Origin of the sequence: Shewanella gelidimarina (assembly GCF_023283945.1) — a bacterium.
GTDB lineage: Bacteria > Pseudomonadota > Gammaproteobacteria > Enterobacterales > Shewanellaceae > Shewanella > Shewanella gelidimarina.
Genome location: NZ_JAKIKW010000008.1, coordinates 60,761 through 84,036, shown reverse-complemented (window position 1 = coordinate 84,036; position 23,276 = coordinate 60,761). Strand labels below are relative to the sequence as shown.

Annotated in this window: 18 protein-coding genes; 4 read left to right on the top strand and 14 right to left on the bottom strand. The window is 42.4% G+C overall.

The window, feature by feature from the left end; all coding sequences use genetic code 11:
- Positions 1-108 precede the first annotated feature (108 nt).
- From L2729_RS09080 to L2729_RS09035, 10 genes are all read right to left on the bottom strand, one after another.
- The gene (locus L2729_RS09080) at positions 109-2,412 is read right to left on the bottom strand and encodes an efflux RND transporter permease subunit (RefSeq protein ID WP_248987991.1); all 2,304 of its coding nucleotides are present in this window, start codon (positions 2,410-2,412) and stop codon (positions 109-111) included.
- A 13-nt stretch (positions 2,413-2,425) separates the two neighbouring features.
- The gene (locus L2729_RS09075; protein ID WP_248987990.1) at positions 2,426-3,442 is read right to left on the bottom strand and encodes a WD40/YVTN/BNR-like repeat-containing protein; all 1,017 of its coding nucleotides are present in this window, start codon (positions 3,440-3,442) and stop codon (positions 2,426-2,428) included.
- 50 nt (positions 3,443-3,492) lie between these two features.
- On the bottom strand, positions 3,493-4,857 hold the full coding sequence (locus tag L2729_RS09070; RefSeq protein ID WP_248987989.1) for a DUF1329 domain-containing protein: 1,365 nt from the start codon (positions 4,855-4,857) through the stop codon (positions 3,493-3,495).
- An 18-nt stretch (positions 4,858-4,875) separates the two neighbouring features.
- Entirely contained in the window at positions 4,876-6,924 is a 2,049-nt protein-coding gene (locus L2729_RS09065) for a DUF1302 domain-containing protein (RefSeq protein ID WP_248987988.1), read from the bottom strand.
- Positions 6,925-7,242: 318 nt separating this feature from the next.
- Positions 7,243-7,473 (bottom strand): DUF2835 domain-containing protein, encoded by a 231-nt coding sequence (locus tag L2729_RS09060; protein WP_248987987.1) that lies wholly within the window; start codon positions 7,471-7,473, stop codon positions 7,243-7,245.
- An 88-nt stretch (positions 7,474-7,561) separates the two neighbouring features.
- Complete coding sequence (gene pepN, locus L2729_RS09055; RefSeq protein ID WP_248987986.1) at positions 7,562-10,123, bottom strand: aminopeptidase N; 2,562 nt, start codon at positions 10,121-10,123, stop codon at positions 7,562-7,564.
- Positions 10,124-10,197: 74 nt separating this feature from the next.
- Positions 10,198-12,240, bottom strand: a complete 2,043-nt coding sequence (gene prc, locus L2729_RS09050; RefSeq protein WP_248987985.1) for a carboxy terminal-processing peptidase — start codon at positions 12,238-12,240, stop codon at positions 10,198-10,200.
- A gap of 33 nt (positions 12,241-12,273) precedes the next feature.
- Entirely contained in the window at positions 12,274-12,912 is a 639-nt protein-coding gene (gene proQ / locus L2729_RS09045) for an RNA chaperone ProQ (RefSeq protein WP_248987984.1), read from the bottom strand.
- 285 nt (positions 12,913-13,197) lie between these two features.
- Complete coding sequence (locus tag L2729_RS09040) at positions 13,198-13,656, bottom strand: GAF domain-containing protein (RefSeq protein ID WP_248987983.1); 459 nt, start codon at positions 13,654-13,656, stop codon at positions 13,198-13,200.
- A 94-nt stretch (positions 13,657-13,750) separates the two neighbouring features.
- Positions 13,751-14,032 carry a YebG family protein gene (locus tag L2729_RS09035; protein ID WP_248987982.1) on the bottom strand — a complete coding sequence of 94 codons (282 nt, stop codon included), beginning with the start codon at positions 14,030-14,032 and terminating at the stop codon, positions 13,751-13,753.
- Positions 14,033-14,228: 196 nt separating this feature from the next.
- Between L2729_RS09035 and L2729_RS09030 the strand changes: the two genes are divergently transcribed.
- Genes L2729_RS09030 through L2729_RS09020 form a run of 3 tightly spaced genes read left to right on the top strand, consistent with a single transcriptional unit; the run spans position 14,229 to position 18,091 of the window.
- On the top strand, positions 14,229-14,855 hold the full coding sequence (locus tag L2729_RS09030; protein WP_248987981.1) for a paraquat-inducible protein A: 627 nt from the start codon (positions 14,229-14,231) through the stop codon (positions 14,853-14,855).
- Positions 14,845-15,489 (top strand): paraquat-inducible protein A, encoded by a 645-nt coding sequence (locus tag L2729_RS09025; protein ID WP_248987980.1) that lies wholly within the window; start codon positions 14,845-14,847, stop codon positions 15,487-15,489. Before L2729_RS09030 ends, L2729_RS09025 begins: the two co-directional genes overlap by 11 nt.
- Positions 15,467-18,091, top strand: coding sequence for a PqiB family protein (locus tag L2729_RS09020; protein WP_248987979.1), 2,625 nt, complete (start codon positions 15,467-15,469; stop codon positions 18,089-18,091). Before L2729_RS09025 ends, L2729_RS09020 begins: the two co-directional genes overlap by 23 nt.
- A gap of 96 nt (positions 18,092-18,187) precedes the next feature.
- Here L2729_RS09020 and L2729_RS09015 read toward each other — a convergent pair whose 3' ends face one another.
- Positions 18,188-19,414: a nucleoside recognition domain-containing protein gene (locus tag L2729_RS09015; protein WP_248987978.1), complete on the bottom strand. Its 1,227-nt coding sequence runs from the start codon at positions 19,412-19,414 to the stop codon at positions 18,188-18,190.
- 111 nt (positions 19,415-19,525) lie between these two features.
- On the opposite strand from L2729_RS09015, the gene rsmF reads away from it, so the two are divergent.
- Entirely contained in the window at positions 19,526-20,950 is a 1,425-nt protein-coding gene (rsmF, locus tag L2729_RS09010) for a 16S rRNA (cytosine(1407)-C(5))-methyltransferase RsmF (RefSeq protein ID WP_248987977.1), read from the top strand.
- Positions 20,951-21,194: 244 nt separating this feature from the next.
- Here rsmF and L2729_RS09005 read toward each other — a convergent pair whose 3' ends face one another.
- The 3 genes from L2729_RS09005 to holB are packed head-to-tail and all read right to left on the bottom strand — an operon-like array spanning position 21,195 to position 23,275.
- Positions 21,195-21,983 carry a TatD family hydrolase gene (locus L2729_RS09005; RefSeq protein WP_101091043.1) on the bottom strand — a complete coding sequence of 263 codons (789 nt, stop codon included), beginning with the start codon at positions 21,981-21,983 and terminating at the stop codon, positions 21,195-21,197.
- A 41-nt stretch (positions 21,984-22,024) separates the two neighbouring features.
- A complete protein-coding gene (locus tag L2729_RS09000) occupies positions 22,025-22,351 on the bottom strand; it encodes a PilZ domain-containing protein (protein WP_248987976.1) in 327 nt (108 codons plus the stop codon).
- A gap of 6 nt (positions 22,352-22,357) precedes the next feature.
- A complete protein-coding gene (gene holB / locus L2729_RS08995; RefSeq protein WP_248987975.1) occupies positions 22,358-23,275 on the bottom strand; it encodes a DNA polymerase III subunit delta' in 918 nt (305 codons plus the stop codon).
- Between the last annotated feature and the right edge of the window lies 1 nt (position 23,276).

The following is a 23,276-nucleotide window of genomic DNA, read 5'->3' as shown; positions in this document are numbered from 1 at the left end:
TAAAACATTGCTTAGCAGCTTTTCTGGCTGTCTGGTGAAATAACAATCGCTGATAGCGTTTTTTTATGCAAAAAAAAAGAGAAGCTTTAGCTTCTCTTCTTGTTTCATTTACTTGGGTTGCCGCCAAAATACCGCGGCTATCGCCGGAAGGATAATGATAGCACCTAGCATATTCACCAAAAACATGAAGGTGAGCAAAATACCCATGTCCATTTGGAATTTAAGGGCAGAGAAGAACCAAGTACTCACCCCTATCGCAAGTGTTAAACCGGTAAAGATAACCGCACTGCCTCGCTCCACTAACGCCTCGTAGTAGGCTTGTTGAACTGGCATACCATCTCTTAATCTTACTGCCATAGTCGACAGAATATAGATCCCGTAATCAACACCAATGCCGACGCCTAAGGCAATAACCGGTAATGTACTTACCGCAAGACCAATATCAAGCTGAGTCATCAATGCTTGCGCTAAGGTTGATACCACATACAAAGGTAAAATAACGGCAATGGTTGCCCGTAAAGAGCGGAAGCTAATCAAGCACAACACAAATACGGCACCATAGACATAAAGCATCATTGGCAGCTGCGCTTCAGCAACCGCTTCGTTAGTGGCAGCCATCACGCCAACAGGACCCGATGCCAACCTAAAGGTAAGCTGCTCATTATTCATCTGCTGTTGCAGTTGATTAACCTTGTTGATAACAACTTCAATGGTTTCTGCTTTGTGATCTTTTAAGAAAAGATACACTGGCATAACAGAACAATCGCTGTTTAATAAACCTGAAGTTGTTGGCACTCGTCCTACTGCTTGCACAAGACTGGCAGTGTTTCTAGGCAAGACTTTCCACTTAGGATTACCTTCATTAAAGCCAGCGTTTACTCTTTTAGCGACAGAGGCCAGACTTGCCGTTGATTCAACACCCACAGTGTTACTCACTTGCCACTCAAATTCATCAATTTGCGTTAATACTGAGTGGTAGGTACAAGCTTCAGGGAATGCTTCTACGATAATAGTCATTACATCGGTGGTAATTGTAAACTTATCGGTAATGAAAAAAGTATCCTGATTATATCGAGAATCTAAGTGCAGTGCAGGAGCACCGCCTTGAAGATCACCTATTTTCATTTTGTTCGCTTGCTGTAAACCAACAGCATATAAACCTGCTGTAATGAGCAAAACCCATATTGCATATTTAGGCGTTGCAAACTTTGACAGTTTGACCCAAATATTATTAGCTTTAACAGGTGCAGTGTTCTTTTGCGCCTGAACCTGCGTATAAGAAATGACAAGTGGCAACAGAATGAGGTTGGTCAGAATAATCACCGCGACACCAAGAGAGGCTGAAATAGCGAGTTCGCGAATAATACCAATATCAATCGTCAGTAGCGTCATAAATCCTATCGTATCTGATAGGAGAGCCACGCCGCCGGGGATCAATAAACTTCTAAACGCAAGCGCCGCCGCAGCTTTAGTACTTTGCCCATCGTTGACTCTGCGCTTGACCGCATTAATCATCTGTACACTATGACTAACGCCTATCGCAAACACCAAAAACGGTATCAAGATGGACATGGGGTCTAAACCAAAGCCAACAACGGTTAACAAACCAAGTTGCCAGACAACTGCGGTAAGACTGCAAACAAGCGGTAATATAGTCAGTACGATTGATTTAGAGAAAAAGTAAACCATGATCGCGGTGACGACAATTGCGATTAAGAAAAATAGTAATACGCCTTTTGCACCTTCAGCAACGTCGCCAGCCATTTTGGAGAAGCCGATAATATGAATTTTTATATCGTCAGTTTCGTATTGAGCTCTTAATTCTTGCTCTAACTGCTCTGCAATCGCTAACGTGTCAAGAGGCTTACCAGTTTGAGGATCGAAATCCATTAACTGGGCACTCACCATTGCAGCTGAATAATCCTCAGCAATAAGTCGACCGACAACTCCTGCTTTCTCAATATTGCCCCGAACGATAGCTAAGCCTTCGTCAGTCGTCCTAAAGTCTGCCGGAATAACGGGCCCACCGGCAAAACCATCTTCGACCACTTCAGTAAAACGAGTCGATGGGGAAAAGAGCGATTTTACCTGTGCCCTATCTACGCCCGGAATAAAAAATAGTTGATCGTGAACATTTTTGAGCGCATCAAAAAAGTTAGCGTTAAAGATATTTCCGCTAGTGTCTTCGACCGCAACCATAACGCTATTAGCTCCACCAAACTGCTTTTGGTGTTTCAAATAGGTTTTCATGTAACTGTGGTTTAGTGGAATGTTTTTAACAAAAGCCGCATCCATTTTCAGATTGCTTGCTTGCAAACCTAAAAACAAGGTGGTGATAATAAATAAGAAAATAACGAAAGCGCGATGCCTGAAGAGATAGGTTTCAATGCCATTTACGAGTTTATCTAACATAAGTCAGGTCCTATTATTTTTGTTCTAACTTGATGAGACCTTTATTGCCTGCAACCCACAACATACCCGTGGAGTCTTTAGCAATTGCGACTAGATTTTCGCCCTGTCGTTGTTCAACCAGTTGCGCGTCCCCGTTTTCCGTAACATCAATAATAACGCCAGCATTACCCACTAGACGCAATACAGAATCCTCCAAAAGGATCCCTGCATTAATTGTCGAGTCGATAGGTAACATAATTTCCTGCCATGTTGCGAAGTCTTTATTTGACTTAAAAAGATGCCCTCTAAGCCCCATAACATAAACACTATTATCGACGACACTTACATTAAAGAGTGAGCCTTCGTAGGGAAAATCGTTTTTCTGCCAATGGACACCTTGATCGCTCGATATAGCGACAAGGCCCAGCTCGCCAACCATAATGAGTAGATCATTCGAAACGGACACCACACGATTAAAATGCGGTAGTAAGCTGTTACGCTCTGACAAATACAGTGCTTCGTCTTCTGCTTTTAATTCTTCAAGATAAGCGACATCCTCTTCAAATAGGAGCTCTTGATGGTACTCACTAATCCAGTTTTCACCGCCGTCATTTGTGCGATAAAAAAGACCATACGCTCCGATTGCAATACCCTTATCTTTATCAAAAAAGTGTAGATCTAAAAAAGGTTTTTCAATTTCAGGGGCCTGCATCTGTAACTGCCAAGTCAAGCCGCCATCTTCGGTATGAATAATCGTAGCGTCATGGCCAACGGCCCAACCTTCATCTTCAGATACAAAAAATACTTTGGTTAATAGCGCAAATGTAGGAGTGTTGACTTGCTGCCATTTTTTATCGTAAACAAATGCGTGGCCACGATCGCCAACCGCAACCAAAGTATGACCATATTGAACAATATCGAGGACTAACGAATGGATAGCAAGGGGTTGAATTTGTTGTTCTAGTGTTTGTTCTTGCGCTAATAAAGCAGAAGAATTAAAAATACTGGCGACACTCAAAAGAGAGATAAATCGAAGCATGCTAAACGACATACAGACTTCCTTTAAATATAAGAGGGGCAAAGTGCCCCTCTTTAAGTGGGTTAACGAATACCAGCGCGTCTTAGTGCAGCGGGAGTGAAATTACTTTCGCTCAGTTTTGCATCAAAGTCGTACATACGGCCTTCATTATCTAGACCCATTGCGATATAGCGACGAGACTGTAAGTCATGGAATACTTCTAAAGTACTCCACTGAGTAGGTACTTCGTAGTAGTTCAATCCATGAGCAATTGCCACACGGTACAGCTCATCTCGGTTGTCATAGATATCAGCCACCGATACCTGCCACGAATCTTCATCAATGTAAAAAGTACGCGCTTTATAGATATGACGCATACCTTCTTTTAGCGTTGCTTTAACAACCCATACACGATGTTTTTCGTAACGAACAAACTCAGGATTGATATGCCCAGGAGTGACAATTTGATCATAGGTAATCTTGTCCGAGTGCAGCTTATAATCGTTATAAGGAATATATAACTCTTGCTTGCCGACCAACTCCCAGTTGTAACGCACTGGAGAACCGTTAAACATATCAAAATCATCAGTCGTTCTTAGACCATCAGAAACCGTACCTGGCGTGTCAAATGCCACATTTGGCGCTTTACGTACACGACGTTGGCCCGTGTTGTAAGTCCATGCTTGCCGTGGCAACTTCTCTTGATCCATTGTTTCTTTTACAAGCAGTGCCGTACCCGCTAAACGAGCTGGCTGAATCACCACTTGTTTAAAGAAAAACAGCGTATTTTCTTTTGCGAGTTTGTCCAATGTCATCTCTGGACGAGAATATTGAAAACGGATCTCTTCACCAGTCTCAACCAGTGTGTAACTACCACCTGCTGTTGGTGCTGCTTGACTACGAGAGGTTTTGATATCGACACCACGAAAACGCAGTACATGGTTCCAAATCACTTCTAGACCATTGGCAGGCATTGGGAAAGGGATACCGATAGAGGCTCCCGTAATACCGTTACCGCCATCAATTAACTCGGCGCGTGTTGCGTTAGCCATAGTTGCATCATATACAAACTGCGGTACTGATGCTGAACGACGAGTTTGATAAACATTCATTTTGAATGTTTCAGGATAAAGCTCAAATAATTTAATTTGCCCGTCACTTAAAAATGCTTTGAATTTGTCTTTGTTAGCATTAGTAATGGTAAATTCGATTTTGTCAGTTGGAAATGGGTCTGGGTGATGCATGCCCTTACTGTAACCGGCGACAGGTTCAGTGATCCCACCATCCCAAGCTGGGATACTTCCATCTTTATTACCTGCTCTCTCAGCGCCGAGTGGCGTAAACTCAGACCCTAATTTGGCTGCTTCTACATCAGAGACTTTAGCTAAAGCGCTGGTTGCGCCTAAAGCCAGAATGACTGCTGCAGACAATATCGCAAGATTTTTCATTTTTATTGTCCTTGTGATTTAGATTGAGTACTTAATGTTGAACGACACATAGTCTCGATCAGCCATAGTATTAGTCGTTCCTACGCCGCCAAAGAAAGCGTTGTAAGAGACATCAGCGCTCCAGCGACTTTGGTAATCGAAGTTGACGCCTAAAGCGACCGACTTCTTACCTTCAGTAAATAGGAACATTGGATCAGGTGTAATACCATCAACATCGTGAGAGAAAATCACTCTTGGTGCGATGTTTATCCCACCCCACACGTTGTTATAGTCGACCTTAGCCACTAAACGATAACCCCAAGCAAAGTCGGTTGGGAATGGATTTGTTTCAGGACCGTTATGCACTGCCTCAATAATACCAGGCATATCAGGGTTACCACCTGAACGTGCGGTGCCAGGTCCATTTAAGCGAAGCTCATCAAAGCTCGGCATATCATGGATCCAAACGCCACCGATTTCAGCCAGCATCGTCAGGTTATCGGTGCCCAGTGTAGGGCCAAATAGATGGGTAAATGTTGTTTGAGCTTGAGTGGTATCTAAACGGATGAAGCCTTCGGCATATTGACCCGGACCATAATTTTCAACCTGTGAAATACCGTCCAAATCAGGTCGTAAACCCGCATTTGCGAGTTGCTGTGGCATTGCTGCAAACAACAATTCAACATCATCAATCTGCAGCGGTTCATCTAAGCGATGGGCAATTTCACCCGCTACTGAAGTGTCTCCCACAAGCGTGTTGAAGCTAAAGCCCATTAACTGAATATCTTCAGGATAAACAATTTGTGCTTTTGAAAAGGTTTCCAATGCCAATAGATCTTCACGCGTCATCATTTCGCCAGACTGCGCTTTTCCACCTAGGCGTTGTAAGTCTCTGCCAATCGCTTCTTGAGTGAAATTAGCCGTGGTACCACTAATCAATGGACGACGGCTATGATAGTTCATGTAATACAAACCAAATTCGGTTTCACCCAGTTGAGGCGCATAATAACCAATTTTAACACCCCATTGGCCGTCATCACTGGCTGAAGCATCATCTTCAACCAAGGTGGCTTTAGTGGGATAAGCTAATGCAAGCTGAGCCAGAGTCGCGCCGTCTACTTGTCCTGAGCCAACCATACCCACGAGGGTATTATACTCAGACAAAAGGAAATCAAGATTCATGTCAGGATTTGAGTTAAAGCCTAACTGAGCATTTTGGTTATAACCGCCATAACCGGCAAAGTCATTACTTGAGAAGCTAGACCCAGGTGTAGGTACCCAAATTGGCTGCCAATCATATTGATAAAAACCTTCGACTGACAAGTCATCGGTTATGCCAAAAGATGCCCAAACCATGCCCTGAGGCCTAAAAGCTTCTTTAAGCTCAGCACCAGGTGCATTCAAGATGTTTAAATCAACGGCGTTAATCGAGCCGATACCGTGAGCAATTAAGGTACTTTCACCCCAAGAAACGACTTGATTACCGACACGGACGGATAGTGGGTTAGCACCATCATTAAAATCGAAATCGGCGTAAACGAACGCATCAAGTAAGCGAATGTCTTTACACTGAACTTCTGATGCCTTGCTATCTTCACAAGGATCAAATTCTTTACCCGTTAGCGGGTCATTAAAGTCATAGTTACCATCATTGAGCTTACGATCATAAAAGTACATACCACGCGCAAAAACACCGAAATTCTTATATTTTAAAGATAATTCGTGCAAACCTTTAAATATTTCAGAAGTGGTGTCGCCTTGCGAATACAGTAAATTACTTAAATCACCGTTACTTGAATAGGAACCTGGTTGTGCCCAAATCTCAGCAGAGCTGTATTTAGTATTACCAAAGGCCGAATAACCAGCCCAATCGAATTGCGGTTGGTTAACCTTACCAATCTGATTGTTCCAATCTCGCTCTTCTACTCGCCAACTCGCACCAGCAGTCCAGGTCGAATCAAATGTTCCATCTACTTCGCCCCAATTGAATGAGACTGCATTGGCACTTGTTGATATGCCAAATCCGAGCGCCGCAACTATCCCCAAAGCGAGCGTCGACTTGTTAAAGCCGTTTTTAACCTTTTTCATTTTAGCTTCTCTCCGTAACCTGCTGGATTCTTTTGTTATTGGAATTGATAGCCAACATACTGTTAGCGTACAGGTAACACCATTGTTACAGCATTTTTACGAAGTGAGCAAGAACGAAATATCGAAAATCTTTAATAGATTCAGCTATTTTGCAAGGATTCAGCGTGGTGTTTGAGGGGGTGTATTTAAATCAGGTTTAGATAATATAAAGAAGTGTTCAATTACAGGTTATATATTATTTAATAACAATACCTTATCTAAAATTAAACAAACCTAAACCAGTGCGTTTAAAGTAATCGACCGTTTTAAGTAATTACTCTATTTTTTATTAAGACTAATCAAATTTCCTTGCCCATCAACTACCATTTCGAAGTAGGCGCGGATCCCAGAACGAGTAAAAAATGGCCTAAAATGTCTGGCGCTGATCCATAAGGTTCTACCCGCGGTGTCAACGACTTCTACTTTAGTCACTTGTCCACGATAGTATGGTAGGAAATCTTCGTAGCTGATATTGAGGGGGAATTGAAATATCTGGTCTGATTGTCGCACTCGTCTTTTCTCTGGTTGATGTTAACAGCACAGCTTAAACAGAGAGTAATACTCTGAATAAGCTGATATTTTACTTAGTCGATAACAATTATGACAATGCTTTGGTCACCTTTTCATAAAGATCTTTAGAAAGATCATCAATCGCCAAAATTTCCTGTAAAGATTTACGCATCAACGCTTGCCTTGCTAGGTCGAATTTTTTGAATTGAATGAGCGGCGTGATGATCCTTGCTGCCACTTGTGGGTTAACTTTATTAAGCTTAATGATTGCTTTAGTCAGAAACTCATAACCCTTTGCATCTTTACGATGAAACTCAAATGTATTGGCAGCAGCGAAAACACCGATCAATGAGCGCACTCGATTTGGGTTAGACATGCTAAAGGCATCATGTTGTAACAGCTGTTCTAATTGGCCTATACAGTCTTTGCTGGCAAAGGTTGCGTGCAAACTAAGCCATTTATCCATCGCTAATGGGGTTTCTAACCAGCGAGTTTCAAATGCGTTCATTAGCTGATTTCTGTCAAGCGACGTTTCACCGTTCAGTGCCGTTAACGCGCCTAACGTATCAGTCATATTGTCTGAAGACTCGAACTGTTGCTTCGCTAATTCACGGTATGAATCGTCAACGTTCAAAAGCAGGCTTAAACAAACGTTTTTCAATGCTCGGGCATCTGCACTGTCCAGACTTTGTAACAGCCTTACTTTGGCGAGCAACTCATCTTCACACCCTTGTGCAATTTGCAGTACGGCAAACTGACGCGCCAGCGCCAAGTTGTCTAAATCGATTGAATCTGTTTGCTCAATCAACGAACCTGCACTTGTTAGCGTTAGAATTTCAGCCATTAAGGCTTCATTGAGGTTTTCTGACAATAAAACACCTTTAAAACCATCTACCAGGCGGCTATCTATGTGCATTGCTTTGCCATTCTGCAAATTATCAACGCATTGCCAAATAGACTGACTAAACAGTGCTACTGAAGCCTCCCATTTAGCGACTTCGCTACTCGCAAAACGCATCAAATGAAGCAGTTGCTCTATAGAGTATTCAACGCTTAGCTTAACCGGCGCAGAAAAATCTTGCAGTAACGAGGCAACCGGTTTGGCTTTCACGTCCTCAAACACAAACTGCTGAGATTGTTCTGTAAAGTCTAAGACTTGATTCACTAAACTATTACCTTCAGCATCAATAAGCTCAATATCAAAAGGAATATGTTGCGGTAATTTATTAGATTGCCCAGGCGTATCGGGTGTTGTTTGTGTCAACGTCAAGGTGTAAATGTTATTTGACGCATTAAAAGACTCTGCCACCGTCACTTGAGGTGTACCTGCTTGACTATACCAACGGCGGAACTGGTGCAAATCGACCATACTCGCATCTTCCATTGCAGCGACAAAATCATCACAGGTAACGGCCTGCCCATCGTGTCTTTTAAAATACAGCGCCATACCCGCTTGGAATTTGCCTTCACCTAACAAGGTGTGGATCATACGAATCACTTCTGCGCCCTTGTTATAAACAGTGACCGTATAAAAGTTATTCATTTCGATCACTGATTCAGGGCGGATCGGGTGTGCCATTGGGCCTGAATCTTCAGCAAACTGTTGGTTTTTCATTACCTTGATGGCATGAATACGATTAACAGCACGAGAACCTATGTCAGAGCTAAACTCCTGATCTCGAAAAACGGTTAACCCTTCTTTCAAGCTTAACTGAAACCAATCTCGACAAGTAACTCGATTTCCGGTCCAGTTATGAAAATACTCATGACCAACAACGGACTCAATACCATGATAATCATCATCTGTCGCCGAGGCTTTATCCGCAAGTACATACTTAGTATTAAAGACATTGAGCCCTTTATTTTCCATGGCGCCCATATTGAAAAAATCAACGGCTACAATCATGTAAATATCGAGATCATATTCTAAATTAAAGCGTGTTTCATCCCACTGCATCGACTTTTTAAGTGACGCTATCGCGTGATGCGCTTTATGTAAATTACCTTTATCAACAAACACCTGTAACTTGACGGGTCTATCACTGCGAGTGATATACTCATCTTCCAAAAGATCGAAATCGCCTGCAACTAACGCAAATAAGTAGGCTGGTTTTGGAAAGGGATCATGCCATTTCACATAATGTAGACCGTCTTCTAGATCACCACTAGCCACAAGGTTACCGTTACTGAGTAAGAATGGAAATAGTGCCTTACTGGCTTGAATTCGAACAGTATAAATGGCCAGCACATCGGGTCTGTCTAGGAAGTAAGTAATACGTCTGAAGCCTTCTGCTTCGCACTGAGTACAGTATGCGCCGTCAGACATGTAAAGCCCTTCAAGACTAGTATTTGCTTCAGGGTCCAGTATTGAAGTAATTTCTAAATCAAAGCTTTGAAGATCTGTCTCTATTGTCAGCTGGCTAGCCTGCTCGCTAAATTTAGCTTCAACACCATTAATTTTGACGGATTTAAGTTTAATGTCTTCACCATCAAGGATTAAAGGCTCGCTATGAGTACCGACTTTGGTCACTTTGCTTGTGGCAACTATTGCTGTTTGTATTCCCGCTAAAGAGATATCTAAATCAAGATGAGATATTTGAAAACGCGGTGCTTGGTAATCTTTGAGATACTTAGCTTGTGGTTGTGTCATTGTAGGCCTACATATTCTAATTTTAGGTTAAAAAAAACGCGCTAAAAGCGCGTTTTCTAATTCAGGATGAATCACTATTTTTGATTCTTCGCCACTTTTTCTACGTCGACTAAATCGAGTGTAATGTAAGCAGTTTCATCAAGAAATGCATCTGTTTTTTCAGTGTCATCTTCAATATCGTCTAACGATTTAACAATCTCTAGACCTTCTCGAACTCTACGTTCATTGACACGATCAAGTTGCTTCTTATCATTTTCATCACGTTCAGCGAGTCGTTCACTTTCGACCAATGAAACGGTCTTGTCGTTATGACTCTTTTTAAACTCCGCTATATCTTGGAAGATATAACTGAATTCAACGTCAGTCTTAATTCTCTGCTGATGTTTACCATCAAGATTCTGAATTAACTCTGGGTATATTTCAGTTAACGTACCGTATTGAGCAACAGGTACCTTATCCCACGGCAGTGCATTTTCTTCTTCAGCCTCACCATACTCTCCAGGCGCTAATGCACTTGGGAACGGAATATCAGGGGTTACCCCTTTAAGTTGAGTGCTGCCACCATTAATCCGGTAAAACTTTGCGATAGTGTACTGTACATGGCCAATAGGCTTCTCATACATATCGTATATACGGCCAAGGCCTTTATGCTGTTGCACAGTACCTTTACCAAAGGTAGATTCACCTACAATCAACGCGCGGTCATAATCTTGCAGCGCCGCAGCAAAAATCTCTGAGGCTGATGCACTGTAACGGTCTACCATCACGGTTAAAGGACCGTCATAAGTCACCCTTCCGTCATTGTCTCTATTTTGCGAAACTCGACCATTAGCGTCACGTATTTGTACAACTGGACCTTGTTCAATGAACAAACCGGTAAGCAAAGTTGCTTCTGTTAACGCACCGCCACCATTCCCGCGCAGGTCAATAATAATTCCTTCAACCTTTGCCTCTTTCAGCTCAGCAAGCTCTTTAGAAACATCCTTTGAAAGGTTCATATAAAAACCGGGGATGTGGATGACGCCCACTTTACGATTTGCGTAAGGACCTTCTGTAGGTTCAACAATCTTTGATGTTGCGGCACGGTCTTCTAGTCGTATTTTATCTCTAACAATTGTTAGTTCAAAAGGCTTGGCACTCGATCCACCTTTATTTGGCAAGATCTCCAAAACAACCTTACTGCCTTTTGGTCCTTTAATTAATTCGACTACATCGTCTAAACGCCAACCAATAACATCAACAACGTCTTCACCTTCTTGACCAACACCAACGATCTTATCTTCTGGTGATAACTTCTCACTTGTCGCCGCTGGACCACCGGCCACTAAGCTCTTAATAATCGTGTAATCGTCATCGACTTGAAGCACCGCACCAATACCCTCTAGGCTCAAATTCATTTCCATTTGGAAACGTTCAGCATTTCGAGGAGATAAGTAGCTAGTGTGGGGTTCTACCGTTCTTGCAAATGCGTTCATCACCCCTTGGAAAACATCTTCACTGTGGGTTTGACTCAGACGCTTAATTGAATTGTTGTATCGCTTCGACAAAACAGTCACTATTTCATCCCACTTTTTGCCTGTGAGTGAAAGATTAAGCGCATCGTATTTGACTCGCTGACGCCAGAGTTCATTTAACTCAGCTTCATTTTTAGGCCAAGCAGCCTCTTTACGATCAAATTCGTAAGCATCACCGACGACATCAAACTTCATCTCTTTATCTAGCAGAGAAAGCGCATAGGTAAACCTTTCATAGCGACGCTTTTGAATAACTTCAAACATTGAATATGCTTGCTGGAGATTGCCGCTTTTTAACATTTCGTCAAATTGAGTTGAATAAGCCATAAAGCTATCAACATCAGATTGCAACAACACATTCTTACGATAATCTAATTGCTTAAGATAACGCTCGAAAACTTGCTTTGAGAACGCATCGTCCATTTCAAAACGATGGTAATGTGATCGGGTAAACAAACCAGTGACGCGTTTACTCGCCACCTTATGTTGGGGTTCCTGCTTTAAAGCAGGTAACTCGCTGAATTGAATAGTAGGGCTAACAGCCCACGCCGAGAATCCTACAAAAATACTGGCGATAGATACAGCCAGAGACATTTTCCGCATCAACAAGTTACTCCTTTACATGCTTTTAAACCATTACAGTAGTATGTATTCCGCTTTAACTTTAATCGTTAAACCTGAATCTAGCTGAACTTGAACATCTTCTTTTTTGATATCCAAAATAACACCAGCTACTGGCGCCTTACCTAGTTTGACATTTACACGTTGATTTTTCTTCAACTCAGCCAATACCGCAGGCGTTAAAATTGCTACCGCGACTTTCTCTTTTGCAGGTTTTGCGTTAGTAGCCGCTTTCGGTCTTCTAGCAACCGGTTTTTTAGCTGGCTTGTCAGCAGTAGCTGAAGGCGCTGGAGTTTTACCTGCCTTAGCTATTCTTTTTGCTTTCGCTTTTTCCTGACTTTCTTTAAGTGTAGCTTGAGCATGGTCAACGTGCTCTTGTTCTAGCTCACCACAAGAATTACCATCTAAATCGATACGGTGTGCACCGGCTTTCACACACTTAAGGTAACGCCAGCTGCTTGTGTATCTTCTTAAAGCGATTCTTAGTTGAGTCTTACTGACTTTAGAATCATCAGCTAACCTTTCCGCTAAATCTTGAAACAACCCGATTTTTAATGGTTTCGTTTCACCTTCAGCAATAAAGCATAAAGGAAATGTTTCATATAAGTACGCAAGAATAGCGTTGGTATCGGTCAACTTTTCTGTTGATTCCATCTTTACTTCCACAGTTTAAAAAAGGGACACTATCAAAAGAGTTTATCTCTCTCATTGATTTACGTGTCGTTTATATTTGTCTGATTATGACCTAAAGAACAAATTAATAATGATTAATTTATATTTTTAGTGCCAAAATCAAACCTACCTTAGCAACAACCTATCACAAACGCTATTGATTCGCTTTAGCGAATAATCACGATTTGAAATTTCATTGCTCAAACCGCTCATTATAGAGACGCACGAAATGATTGCGACCACCAATTAGCAATAATTGGTCGGAGATTAACCAAATAGGCAGTTTTCGAGACTTTTAACCATCGTTTCCACACCACGCTGGTCAATTTCATCAAATCTTGCTAACGAAGGGCTATCGATATCGAGTACTCCGATAACAATACCATCTCGCCTAAAGGGGACAACTAATTCTGAAACACTGGCAGAATCACACGCAATGTGTCCCGAAAATTGATGTACGTCGGCAATTCTTTGTGTTTGGTTTTTTTCGACTGCTGTGCCACACACACCTTTACCTACCGGAATACGAGAGCAAGCAACTTTTCCTTGAAAGGGTCCAAGTACTAACAGGTCGTTCTTTAATAGATAGAACCCAACCCAATTAAGGTCAGCTAAGTTGTCATTTAACAACGCTGAAAAATTGGCTAAAGCGGCAATTTGATCATCTTCACCCGTCAGTAGAGCGGTAACCTGGCGGTTTAATGTGTCATAAAATGACGCGGTCATAAATATCCCTTAACAGTTTCATCAATTGAAACAAATAAATTCGTTGTATTTTACCAACAAATAATCAATTTCAAACAGACTATTTTCGACTTTTTTAGTTCGAATCAGTCTTTTTAGATGCTTTTTTAGCGGGTGTATTTTTTTCTGGTGCACTACCTTTTAATAAAGATTGCAGCTCATCTTTATGCTGCGCCAAATAAAAACCAATTTTTTCAATATCATTATCTTCGAGCCCAAGTTCAGATTTACTTAGAAAAGGGATCAAGTTGTCAGCGACATCAAGCATCTTGTCGTAGGCATCAGCCTCCTTCTTCGATGTAAAAGTCATCTTTTCAACCCCTTCTCTAACTACGACAAATTTTGTTATAACGGTCATAATTAACCTCACACTGTTTTTATATACAGTAAAGAGTCTCACACATTGAAGTTCTTATGCAAGTTTTCTTGAAAATCTGGTAGGCTTATCAATATAAGGACTCTGTATTAATCAATTGCCTACGCATAAATTGAGTTCAATATCACCATAAAGCTTTTTCTTTAACTTTGTACGTTTTATAGGGGTTTTAATTCTTATGGCATCGGACGCGCTAGATAATAGTGTTACTTTATGTCGGTCTTGTGACCTCGTCATAAGAAAGCGTGCATTGCCTACAGGCGTGAGAGCCCTTTGTCCACGCTGCCACACCCAGCTCTATGACACACCATATTGCTCATTAAATGGCATGCTAGCGCTGTGTATTACCGCAATAATATTTTTCTTTCCAGCCAATACCTACCCAGTGCTAGAATTAGAATTTCTTGGTAGCATGCGTACCACGACAGTATTAGAAGGCGCTTTAGCGGTATACCAACAAGGCTACTGGATTGTAGCCATTGCAGTAATGACTGCCGCAGTCATTGCACCAGGCATTCTACTTATGTCTATCTTGATACAAATCGTTATCATAAAACACGGATTGCAGCATCGTCTATTAAGGTCAATATTAAAGCAGGCATTAAAATTACAGGGATTGCTGACACAACTCACAATGCTCGAAATTTATGTCATTAGTTTTTTAGTGGCCGCTTTCAACCTCGCCGACTTTGCTACTGTTTCATTTGGTTTCGGCACTTTCTGCTTTACAATGCTGTTTATTATGCATTTATTCCTTTTAAGAGAGTACGATTTGGAGCATATGTGGAGTTTTCTTGAAAAGTAACCCAAACGATTCCACATTAGGTAAGGAAATAGGCCTCACATGTTGCCCAACGTGCAATAAGGTTACCTGTGCTGAATCAGCTTGTTGCAGTCGCTGTGATACCAAACTCATCATTAGAGATTATGGGAGTTTGCAAAAAAGCTGGGCTTTGTTAATCACCGCCGCGATTTTACTCATACCCGCGAATCTATACCCGATAACGACGCTGACAAACCAGGGGCAAGTCACTCAAGACACCATTTTTTCGGGTATCGCACATCTTGTAAAAACAGATATGATCCCTATTGCAATCATATTATTCACGGCGAGTATCTTGGTGCCATTATTAAAAATAATTGGCCTTACCATATACTTAACCGCGATCAGTTTTAAATTACCTATTTCAAAAAAGAATTTGATGATGGGTTTTCATATTATTGAATGGATAGGCCGTTGGTCTATGCTGGATCTTTTCGTTATTTCGTTAACCGTTGCCGTAGTTAATATGGGGCAATTACTCGATGCGAAACCCGCACCGGCTGCTACTGCATTTGCCTTGGTTATTTTACTGACGCAACTGGCAGCAAAAGTAATTGATACGCGTTTACTCTGGGACCGACTGGAAACAAAAAATGACTCAAGTACAAACACCTAAAGTCGTAAAGAAAAAACTATTCTCTCCTATTTGGTTATTGCCCATTATCGCACTTGCGTTAGGAGCTTGGCTCGGCGTAAAAAGCATCCGAGAATCCGGTGTAGAAGTGAGAATTCATTTCCCCAACGCTACGGGGATGGATATCGGTAAAACACTGGTTAAATACCAAGGCTTAACCGTAGGCAAAGTGGCCGACATCAGTATTGATGATCAACTACAAGGTGTGAATGTCGATGTATTAATGGACTATCGCTCTTCGCCCTTTATCAATAAAGGGACTAAATTTTGGTTAGTGACGCCGAAAGCTTCAATCACAGGTATCGAAGGACTAGACACGCTATTTTCAGGTAACTACATCAGCATTTTGCCCGGTGAAGGTGAATCACGTTCATTTTTTGAAGCTGAAATTACCGCGCCCGTTATTACCCCGGGTAATGAAGGCCTTATTGTCAACATAACCTCGGATAAGCTAGGGTCTTTAGACGTTGGCTCACCGCTCTTTTATCGTCAAATCCCCGTGGGACAAGTCGTAGGATACCGCTTAGACAATAGCCAAAAAATCATTGTCACGGCGTTTATTCAGCAACAATATGCCAGTTTAGTTAAAGTTGACTCACAATTTTGGAATGTATCAGGGATCAGTATTAATGCATCACTTTCAGGGATAGAAGTTCGCAGTGAAAGCCTCGCCTCTATTCTAGCCGGTGGTATTAGTTTTAGCTCTAGTGATCATTCTGACGCAGCTCAGAACCAGCATGAATTTTCTTTATACGACAGTGAAGAGCAAGCATTCGGCGGTATCGAGTTGATGCTTACGGCTACGGGAGCTGAATCCGTATCGGAACACACGGCAATTATGTTCAGAGGCATTAAAATTGGCCATGTCACTAATAAAATATTGACCGATGACGGGGTCAGTTTACTGGCTAAAATTGACAGCCAATATAGTGAACTACTCGCTGGCAGTTCGTCATTCTGGCTAGAAGGTGCAGATATCTCTCTCGATGGTATAAAGCACCCTGAAAGATTATTGACCGGCAGCGTGATTAATTTTACTCCCGGTACTGGAGAGCCACTTCAGCAATACCCACTGTTAACCGACCAACCGCAGCCTTTGAATACGCAAAAGCTGGCTTTAACGTTACATTCCGACACCAATCCGGGTATTTCTGCAGGTGCTGAACTGCGATTTAAACAGATAAAGATTGGCACTGTATTGTCTAGCCAACTCAATGCTGCGTTAACAGAAGTGGAATATGACATTGAAGTCGACGCCGATTTTAGCTCGCTGGTCACTAAAGGCAGTTACTTTATCGCCGAGTCGGCATTATCTATTGAGGCTGACCTAGAAGGCGTTGCCGTTAAAACGCGTGATTTAAGTACTTTTAGCCTTGGAGCATTAAGCTTAGTCAGAAGTAATAATAATCAGCAGATCGTTAATGGAGCATCATTAAATGTGTTTGCTAACAGCAGCGATGCTAAAAACTACTTTAAGAATAAGCAACGAATCAATAAGCAGCTCACCAGTAAAGACGGAGCGGACGTTGTTAAAGGTTCGCCGATTTATTATAAGAAAATGCAGATTGGTCAAGTAGAACAAATCGAATGGCAACGTACAGAGAATAACTTCATCATCGATATCAGTATCCAAAAATCATTTGCCAGTTTACTCACTGACAAAACGGTATTTTGGCGTAATAGCGCATTATCAATAAACGCCAGTCTCAACGGTATCGAAGTTGAAGTCGCACCACTTCAAGCTGCCATTAAGGGTGGGATCACATTGGGGCTACTCGATAGCGCGATGATAGACAGTGGCAAACACCTATACGATTCAAAGTTTCTCGCCTTGAGTCAGTCAACAACAATCGCATTAACCTTTCCTGCCACGGTTAAATTGGAGAAAAAAGCCCCCATCCGTTATTTAGGTCACAAGGTGGGTGAGGTTCACTCAGTGGTACTGAGTAAAGACCTATCTGAATTAAACGTAGAGGCTTACCTTTATGGTGATTATGCCGCGAGCTTTAATCAACAAGATGCTAGTTTCTCTATTGTCGATGTCAAAGTGTCTCTAGCAGGGATTGAAGCGCCAGAAACCATCCTTACAGGGCCCTATATTTCAGTGTTCCCTGGGGTGAGTGCTCAAACATCATCAGAGTTTACCGGCTTAATTGAAAAGCCGTTTCATAATATTAATAACGCACTCACCTTCGTCATCAGCAATGATAACTTGGGTTCGATCAATAAAGGCACCGCCATATTCTTCCGTGGTATTAAAGTCGGTCAAGTTGATGAATACAGATTGATAGCGGATGGCACCGGCGTTGAGATGACGGTACACGTAGATAACCAGTATCGACACCTTATTAATAACACCAGTGTATTTTGGGATCTTTCCGGGGTAAAAGTTGATGTAGGTCTTTTCTCTGGAGCCCAAATTGAAACGGGTTCTCTAGAAACTATTCTTGCCGGTGGCATAGGCTTAGCGACCAAAGATATTACCAGCTCGGATAACATGATTAATAACGACTACCGCTTTTCTCTTAGCTCAACAGTGGATCCGCTTTGGCTTGAGTGGGCGCCTAAACAAGCGGCACAATAGAGTCTGATACATTGAATATCTTTAAAAAGACGCTGCTATTCGGCAGCGTTTTTTATGTCTTCACTATCGGTATGTACCCAAGTCAAGTGGAGTTCCCTAGCCATAAAACTGATAACAAACAATAATTGCAGCCGAAATACCGGCGAGATCAGCAAACAAACCACACGCTAATGCATGCCTTCCATTGCGAATGCCTACCGCGCCAAAATACACAGCCAGCACATAAAAAGTGGTTTCAGTGCTACCCTGCAAAATAGCCGCCAGCCGTCCAGCAAAAGAATCAACCCCATAATGCTGCATTGTCTCTAGCATCATGGCCCTCGCCCCAGAACCACTAAATGGTTTCATTATTGCCGTTGGCATTGCATCAACAAAACGAGTATCCCCGCCTGCAAATGCGACGAGTCCTGCTAACAGATCTAAAGCGTAATCTAGCGCACCAGAGGCCCGCAGCAAAGCAATAGCAAGTAACATAGCAAGCAAGTAGGGAATAAGCTTTATTGACTGAGAAAACCCCTCTTTTGCCCCTTCAATAAACTCATCATAAACCGCCACTTTTCGAAGCCCAGCAATCAGTACAAAGCTGAAAATGAGTAACAGCAAAATACCATTGCCCATTGCAGTGCTCACCTCCCCTATCGCTGTTACTGTTAGGGTCGACAAATAGAACATCAGCGCTGTTAACGTCGCTAGAATACCTGCTGCATAAGCGATAACAACGGTATTGATAATTGATAAACGCTGCACAATGGCAACGGCCAGAACCCCTGCTAATGTCGATGCACTCGTGGCTAACAAAATAGGCAAGAATATATCAGCAGGTGCGGCCGCACCTTGCTGCGCGCGATATAGAAATACCGTGACGGGCACCAGCGTGATAGAAGAAGTGTTGAGCACCAAGAATAATATTTGCGCATTGGTCGCGGTATGCTTTACCGGGTTTAATGTCTGTAAGTCCTGCATCGCTTTTAACCCTAACGGGGTTGCTGCATTGTCTAGACCAAGCATGTTTGCCGTAAGGTTCATGGTAATACTGCCATAAGCGGGGTGTCCACGTGGCACCTCTGGCATCAATCGAGATAACAGCGGCTCGAAAGCGCGCGAGAAAAATGCCACAACCCCCGCTTTTTCCCCAACACGCATCAGTCCCATCCACAGACAAAGCACACCTATCAATCCTAATGCAATTTCAGCTGCAAGCCTTGCACTCGAAAAAATGGCTTCAACACTATGACTCAGTACAACGACATTACCGTTTAATAGTTGGATAAATATTGCGCCTAACGCTATAGCAAAAAAGCCAAACCAAATCTTATTTAGCACTGAAGTTCCGTTCCTTATCTAGTACAACGCGACACAGTTCTCTACATGTGCTCCCACTATATCGCTGTTTAGGGTTATAATCTGAATACTTTATCGCATTATCTTCGGCATATGGCTCATTTAAATCAGAATTTTATCAGTAGCATTGAACAAGATCTTCCATCTCACCTCACCATGGAAGACTTTATCCGTTTCAGCAACAAGCCACTGCGGCCCTCTATACGTATTAATACGCTAAAAATATCAGCAGAAAAATTCATCGCATTGATGACGCCTAAAGGCTGGAGTTTCACCCCGATACCTTGGTGTGAACACGGCTATTGGATTGAACTGAGCGTTGGCATACAACTCGGCAATAGCATTGAGCATTTACAAGGCCTGTTTTATATTCAAGAAGCCAGTTCGATGTTACCCCCAACGGCACTGATTACCGAAGGCCAGAACTGTGCCAAACAATATGTGCTCGACATGGCATCAGCCCCTGGGTCAAAAACCACACAAATAGCAGCTCTTATGAACAACAAGGGGTTACTTGTTGCTAATGAGTACTCCGCTAGTCGAGTTAAAGTCTTACATGCCAATATAGCGCGAATGGGTGTTTCTAATTGCGCGCTAACTCATTTTGACGCCCGCGTGTTTGGCGAGTACTTGTTTGAAACGTTTGATTCCATATTACTCGATGCGCCATGCAGTGGTGAAGGCACGATTAGAAAGGATCCCGATGCCTTAAAAAACTGGGATAACAATGATGTTAAAGGCATAGTAACCACGCAAAAGGAATTAATAGACTCAGCATTTCAATCATTAAAACCAGGGGGGGAATTAGTTTACTCAACCTGTGCTCTAAGTCGAAAAGAGAATCAAGATGTGTGCGCTTATTTAAAGGAGCGCTATTCTGATGCGGTTGAGTTTGTTAATTTATCATCACTATTCCCTGGCGCAGATAAAGCTTGTACTGAAGAAGGGTTTTTACATGTATGGCCACAAATATATGATAGTGAAGGTTTTTTTGTCGCTAAAATAAAGAAGGTATCCAGCGTAGAAAGGCTATTACCTGAACCCCGAAAGCAAAAAAACTTCCCATTTGAGAAAGCCTCTGCAAAACAGATCGAAGCACTGGCCGACTATCTTGAGACTTCGTTCAATATCATTCTGGACAATGAAGCTGATATCTATGTTCGCGATGCCGAATTATGGCTTTTCCCTATGCCCTTTCAGGCTCTTATTGGAAGAATGCGTTTTCAACGTATAGGGATCAAACTAGCCGATACCTTAAAGAAAGGCTTTAAAGTGAAGCACGAAGCGATTTCGGCATTAACGACACCGACAAGTGTTGCGTTAACCGATGCAGAGGCGCAAACGTTTCTGATGGGACGTGATATCGCATTGATTGAAAAAATTAGGCCTCAAGGGGAAACCATTGTCAGTTATGCAGGTTGTTCTTTAGGTGTCGTTAAACACCTTGGCAATAAGCTAAAAAACAATCTTCCCAGAGACTTAGTCAGAGACAAAATTGCTCGCTACCCAACATTGTAATTTTTATCGGTATTGATAAAGCGTTTAATAAAAAAAGTAGGCCTAAATACAAATGCTCTACTACACTCTATTACATTAGTTTTACTGAATTTGAGTAAATAGCAGATTTTAACCGTAAAGGTTATCAACAGTAGCGCACGGCTCTTTGAGAGCCATTCCCCTAGACCCAGAACAATTGGAATAGTTTTGGGTCTCTTTTTGCCTAAAATTTGTCGTACCTGGTCAGCTGCAGTCATTAATGCGCTTATCTTCCAACTATACGCGCCGCATCTTTGAACAAGTTAAAGAAGTTCTCCGTCGTATACTCAGCAACATCTGAGTATTTTTCGCCCCTGAGTTCGGCAACAAACTCAGCAACATCACGCACAAAAGCCGGTTGATTCTCTTGGCCTCGATGAGGCACGGGAGCTAAATAAGGTGAATCGGTCTCTACAAGTAGTCTATCTTTGGGGACTTTTCTAATGACGCTACGCAGATCACCTGCATTTTTGAAAGTGACAATACCTGAAACCGAAATGTAAAAGCCCATATCAATTGCTGCTTTCGCCATTTCCCAGTTTTCAGTAAAGCAGTGTAATACGCCACCGACGGTGTCTGCATTGCCGCGCTTGAGAAAATTAATGGTATCTTCTCTTGCATCACGGGTATGAATAATCAGTGGTTTTTTGACTTTAACGGCGAGATCTATCTGTTGTTCAAAACATGATTGCTGTAACGCTTTAGTTTCATTGGCATAGAAATAATCTAAGCCTGTCTCTCCTATCGCCACCACTTTTTCATCGCGTGCAAACTGTTCTATCTCTTCAACATTTAATCCGTCTTGCACATCGAGCGGGTGCACTCCAGCAGACAGAAAAACCTCATCAAATGAAGCCATTTTTTGCTTCATCTCTAGAAAACCTTGCTGCCTAACATTTACGCACAAAAAATAAGCGATATCACGTGCTTTGGCTGCATTAATAATGTTGGTTAATGCATCTTGATCGGGGGCAGTTTTGAGGCGGTCTAAATGACAATGTGAATCGATAAGCACTGGAGAGTCCTACTAGCTAAAAGGAGAGCAAGTCTACCGAGCTACATAGTGCAGGTCAAATTTCCAGATGCCAGTTCTGCAGAAAGCAGCTTTTCAATGTGGTGTTTGTGCATGTCTGGCTCAGAGATGATTTTGACCCCGATACCTGCAGGTCGTCCGCCAGAGGCGCCTAAAGGGTTAATCCAAACCACGATGCCCTCAAACTCCATTCTTTCCGTTGAACCAGGCAAGTGATAAGCCACGGATAGCGATTGTCCAAGGAAAAAACTCTCTGTAGTGCCAACAAATAAGCCCGCAGGTTTTATAAAAGGCATATAAGCCCTGTATAGCTGATGCAAGGTATCAAAGTTGACAACAAGATTAGTCATAATGATTTAGCGGTCCAATAACGTAACGTATTCAATAATAATGCCTTCAAACAATCCCAATACATTCACGGTTGGCATGACTGATAAGCGTACTTCTTGCTGCATGATCTTGGCTGCAAAAGTGGCGAGCGATGAGCGGATCAATGGATCCATGGTCTGATCTTTTACAAGCTTTCGATGCAGCACAAGATATAAAACCTTAATCGCGTCAGAAACTTGCTTCTCATTCACATTTTGTAAACTAGCACAGAGCTGAGCTGACGACAAACTTTGTATCCAACCTTTTCTGAAGTCTAACAAGCTCTGGTAACGGCCACTTTCGATAGCTGACACTATCGCTAATGGTCCCCCGACGACGGGTAAACACCAGCTGTAATCGTCAGCCACCTTTAGTTCTTCATTAAGCCAGCTCTTTACATCCAGTCTTGAAGGGAGCCTGACTTGGATCCGTTGGCAGCGGCTGCTAATCGTCGCCATTAACCGACTAGGTGAATTTGCCTGTAGAAAAAGAATAGTGTCTTTACCTGGTTCCTCTAAGGTTTTAAGTAACGCGTTTGCAGAAGCTTGGTTAAGGCGTTCACAGTTAAGAATCACGGCGATTCGGCGTCCACCCTGTTGAGCTGTAGTGGTCAATTTCTGGCATAACGCCCGGATTTGATCAACTTTAATCTGTGCACCATCGGCCTCAATTTTATAAAAGTCAGGATGACTACCCGCTTCTATTAGCTGACACGCTTTACAAAACCCACAAGCGCCAGAGCTCCCTACTTGACTGCATAATGACGCTTTAGCGAGCTCTAACGCTAACACTTCACCGCCATAACCTGCGTCGAGTCCAATGAGATAAGCATGTGCGACTTGTTGACGGCTTAATTGCGCGTGAAACTCATCGCTTGCGCCCTGTAACCACGGTAAATACTGCATA

Excerpts from the sequence above, each read along its gene's own strand:
- L2729_RS09065 (WP_248987988.1), bottom strand. The coding sequence starts at position 6,924 with ATGAAAAAGGTTAAAAACGGCTTTAACAAGTCGACGCTCGCTTTGGGG.
- L2729_RS09035 (WP_248987982.1), bottom strand. The coding sequence starts at position 14,032 with ATGACCGTTATAACAAAATTTGTCGTAGTTAGAGAAGGGGTTGAAAAG.
- proQ (WP_248987984.1), bottom strand. The coding sequence starts at position 12,912 with ATGGAATCAACAGAAAAGTTGACCGATACCAACGCTATTCTTGCGTAC.
- L2729_RS09000 (WP_248987976.1), bottom strand. The coding sequence starts at position 22,351 with ATGACTAATCTTGTTGTCAACTTTGATACCTTGCATCAGCTATACAGG.
- rsmF (WP_248987977.1), top strand. The coding sequence starts at position 19,526 with ATGGCTCATTTAAATCAGAATTTTATCAGTAGCATTGAACAAGATCTT.
- L2729_RS09020 (WP_248987979.1), top strand. The coding sequence starts at position 15,467 with ATGACTCAAGTACAAACACCTAAAGTCGTAAAGAAAAAACTATTCTCT.
- prc (WP_248987985.1), bottom strand. The coding sequence starts at position 12,240 with ATGCGGAAAATGTCTCTGGCTGTATCTATCGCCAGTATTTTTGTAGGA.
- pepN (WP_248987986.1), bottom strand. The coding sequence starts at position 10,123 with ATGACACAACCACAAGCTAAGTATCTCAAAGATTACCAAGCACCGCGT.
- L2729_RS09070 (WP_248987989.1), bottom strand. The coding sequence starts at position 4,857 with ATGAAAAATCTTGCGATATTGTCTGCAGCAGTCATTCTGGCTTTAGGC.
- L2729_RS09080 (WP_248987991.1), bottom strand. The coding sequence starts at position 2,412 with ATGTTAGATAAACTCGTAAATGGCATTGAAACCTATCTCTTCAGGCAT.
- holB (WP_248987975.1), bottom strand. The coding sequence starts at position 23,275 with ATGCAGTATTTACCGTGGTTACAGGGCGCAAGCGATGAGTTTCACGCG.
- L2729_RS09030 (WP_248987981.1), top strand. The coding sequence starts at position 14,229 with ATGGCATCGGACGCGCTAGATAATAGTGTTACTTTATGTCGGTCTTGT.
- L2729_RS09075 (WP_248987990.1), bottom strand. The coding sequence starts at position 3,442 with ATGTCGTTTAGCATGCTTCGATTTATCTCTCTTTTGAGTGTCGCCAGT.
- L2729_RS09040 (WP_248987983.1), bottom strand. The coding sequence starts at position 13,656 with ATGACCGCGTCATTTTATGACACATTAAACCGCCAGGTTACCGCTCTA.